Raw genomic sequence first — 3,794 nt, 5'->3', positions numbered from 1 at the left:
GCTACAGATGTTAAAGCTGGGAGTACAGTAAAGTTTGTAGCTGCTGCAGATAAGGATGACCACAAAAATCTCAAAATTGTAAGAGGCAATAATAACGAGGTAACATTTGATTTAAGCGAACTTATTAAAGTTAATAAAATAAAAGTAGGGGATGAAGTTACTATAACTGATAATGGCTTGGTGATTAAACGTGGTCCAAGTATAACATATGGTGGTATTGATGCGGGCGATAAAGTAATTAGAAGAGTGGCAGACGGTATTTTGGGTACGGATGCAGTTAATCTTAACCAGTTGAAGACAGTAGAAGAGAAAATAAAAGAAGTGGCGGACGATAGTCTTGTTAAATGGAAAGAAGACGAAAAGCTTATCACTATTGGTGCGCAAAAAGAAGGTATTGGAATAAATGTTGCCAACTCTGAAGGCAAGGATCGAATTATTTCTGGCGTTGCAGTTGGAAAAGTCAGTTCCGATTCAACAGAAGCAATAAATGGCCATCAGCTGTTTAGTTATATTACTAATATAGTGGATTTTTTTGGTGGTAAGGAGACAGATATACTTAATGGTATCAAACCAACTTTTATGGTTCAGAATACAAAACACGACAATGTAACGGATGCTTTCGCTGCTGTTGATACTTCTATCACAGATATTTATAGTCAGATTAATAATGTAACAGAAAATAGTCTTGTTAAATGGAAAGAAGATCAGAAGCTTATCACTATTGGTGCTGAAAAAGGCGGTACGAAAATTGATATTACAGGTACTGAGGGAGAGCGAACCATTGCAGGTGTAAAAAATGGTGAAATTTCCAAAGACTCCATGGAAGCTGTAAATGGTAGTCAAATTAATACAATCTCTGGAGATATTGCAAAATTCTTTGGTGGTGGTACTTCATTTGAAAATGGTGTGTTTGTTGGACCACAGTATAATTTATCTACCGTTTCTGCAGATGGTAAGGTAGAACAGAAAACCTTTGAAAATGTTGGTGATGCTTTGACTGGGCTTGATGCGAATGTCAAAAATGTGAATAGTCGTTTAACACATGTAGTCAATAATTTTACTGAGGAAATTCAGGGTCTCTCTAAAGATGCTTTATTGTGGAGCAGTTCTGAGAGTGCATTTGTTGCACTTCATGAAAAAGATGGACAGAAGACAGATAGTAAGATTAAGTTCCTTGCGGATGGCGATATTTCAGGAGATTCAACAGATGCAATAAATGGTTCTCAACTTTATAAGATGGGCGATAAGATTGCGAATTATTTTGGCGGTGGTGCTCGCTATGAGAATGGAGAGTGGATAGATCCTACTTTCAAAGTTTCTCAGCGTAATGAGGATGGCACTATTGTTGAGAAAAAGCATCATAATGTCGCTGATGCTTTTGAAGGTGTCAATAATTCTATTACGGATATCTATAATCAGATTAACAATGTAACAGAAAATAGCCTTGTAAAGCAGGAGGGAGAAGATGGTCTTATTACTGTGGGTAAAGCAACTGGTGGTACTGAAATCAGCCTTGTAAATAAAGATAATCAAGAAAGAACACTTTCTGGTGTGAAAGATGGAGAACTTTCTCAAACATCAACGCAAGCGGTAAATGGTTCACAGCTTTTTGCTACGGATAAGAAGGTTACAACTGTTACTGACAATCTTAAAACAGTCGCTCAAAATACATCGAAATATTTTGGGGGTAGTACAGATGTACTGAATGGTGTAGAACCAGCTTTCCTTATTCAGGGGAAGACCTATCATAATGTTACGGAAGCGTTTACAGGTGTTAATACTTCTATCACACATATTGATAATAAGATTTCCGAAGTGGTAAAAAATAGTCTTGTTAAGCAAGATGGAGGTGCATCAGGTATTATTACTATTGGTAAGGATACCGCTGGTACTGAGATCAATATTGCAGGTGTTGGTGGTTCAGGACGTAAAATTTCTGGCGTGCGGGAGGCAGAAAATGGTGATGAAGCTGTTAACAAAGACCAACTTGATAAAAGCATAAATAAGATTTCTAAAGATATTGAGACAGTAACTGCTGCTGCGGTTCTCTATGATAAGAATGACGATAATAGTGTTAATTATGGTAGTGTAACTTTGGGCGGCGATAAGAACAACGGACCAGTTGCTCTTCATAACGTAAAAGATGGTAGCATTTCTGAAAATTCCAACGATGCAATCAATGGTAGTCAGATTAATAAAATATCAGCAGATATTGCAAAGTTTTTTGGTGGTGGTGCAAAGTTCATTAACGGTGCTTTTGAAGGGCTGAAATATACTTTATCCGCTATTGTAGGTGGTGAAGTAGGGAAGGCTAATTTTTACAATGTTGGTGATGCTTTAACAGGTCTTGATAAAAATGTTCAAGATGTGAATCAACGCTTAACGAATGTATCCAATGAGTTTAACCAGAAAATTGAAGATTTCTCTAAAGATGCTTTACTGTGGGATGATGAGGAAGAAGCATTTGTGGCACGTCATGAAAAAGATGGCAAGAAAACAAACAGCAAATTGAAGTATCTTTTAGATGGTGAGATTGCTCAAGGTTCAACAGATGCCATTACGGGCAACCAACTTTATTCCATGAATAACCAACTTGCGAATTATTTCGGTGGCGGTGCCAAATATGAGAATGGCAAATGGACAGATCCTACTTTTAAGATTGTTCAAGTCAATGCTGATGGTACGACTGTTGAGACAGAGCATCATAATGTCGCTGATGCTTTTGGTGACGTCAATAAAAATATGTCAAATATTAATAACCGTATTGATGATGTCATCAACAAGGTCGATTCAGATGCTTTAAAGTGGAATGATAAAGAAAAAGCCTATGATGCTGGTCGCGATGGAAAGCCGAATAAAATTATCAATGTAGCTGATGGTAAAGTTGAAAAAGGCTCGAAAGATGCCGTCAATGGTGGGCAACTTTGGGAAACCAATGAACGTGTCACTGGTGTCGAAAAAGATGTGAAGCATCTTACCAACAGAGTTGATACCATTTCCAATACGATTGCTGATATTGGTGATACAGTTATCAATATTGATGCCAAAGTTGATAACATCAATAATAGAGTTGACGGCATTGAAGAGGATGCTGTTCGTTATGATAGAGATGAAAACGGCAAAAAAACCAATAAAATCACATTAGCGGGGGGGGATGCCAGTGAACCTGTTCTGATTGATAATGTAGCTGATGGTAAAATTGAAAAAGGCTCGAAAGAGGCTGTAAATGGTGGTCAACTTCATGATTATACTAAAGAACAGATGAAGATTATTCTTGATGAATCCAAGCAGTATACAGATCAACGGGTTAATAATATTGTGATTGATGCGATTGATGATGCTGTTGATCGGGCTAAGCAATATACAGATATGAAGTTTGATATTTTAAACTATAGTATTGAGAGTGTGAAAAAAGAGGCAAGACAAGCAGCGGCTATTGGTCTTGCGGTGTCTAACTTACGCTACAATGATACACCTGGAAAATTAAGCGTTGGATTTGGTACTGGTTTATGGCGTAGTCAGTCTGCATTTGCCTTTGGTGCAGGTTACACCTCAGAAAATGGAAAATACCGCTCTAACATATCCGCAACAACTTCTGGAGGTCACTGGGGTGTAGGTGCGGGATTCAATATGACATTGAATTGATAATAAACAAAATACATAAAAATTCCTTTTCACCCCTGTCTCATGAGGCAGGGGTGAATTGTTGTTACGTATGTAAAAAAATATATATAAATTGATAAGCGCTAACGATAAATACAGGTTTAAAAAACAGAAAAACCGGACGCTTTCAA

1 protein-coding gene is annotated in these 3,794 nt (G+C 37.4%); it reads left to right on the top strand.

The window, feature by feature from the left end:
• A partial coding sequence (locus tag ACFIL8_RS07105; RefSeq protein ID WP_375689259.1) for a Vomp family autotransporter occupies positions 1 to 3,645 on the top strand: 3,645 nt, incomplete at its 5' end.
• Positions 3,646 to 3,794 lie beyond the last annotated feature (149 nt).

Origin of the sequence: Bartonella sp. AP57NXGY, assembly GCF_042195805.1 — a bacterium.
GTDB lineage: Bacteria > Pseudomonadota > Alphaproteobacteria > Rhizobiales > Rhizobiaceae > Bartonella.
This window is presented reverse-complemented; position numbering and strand designations above follow the sequence as displayed.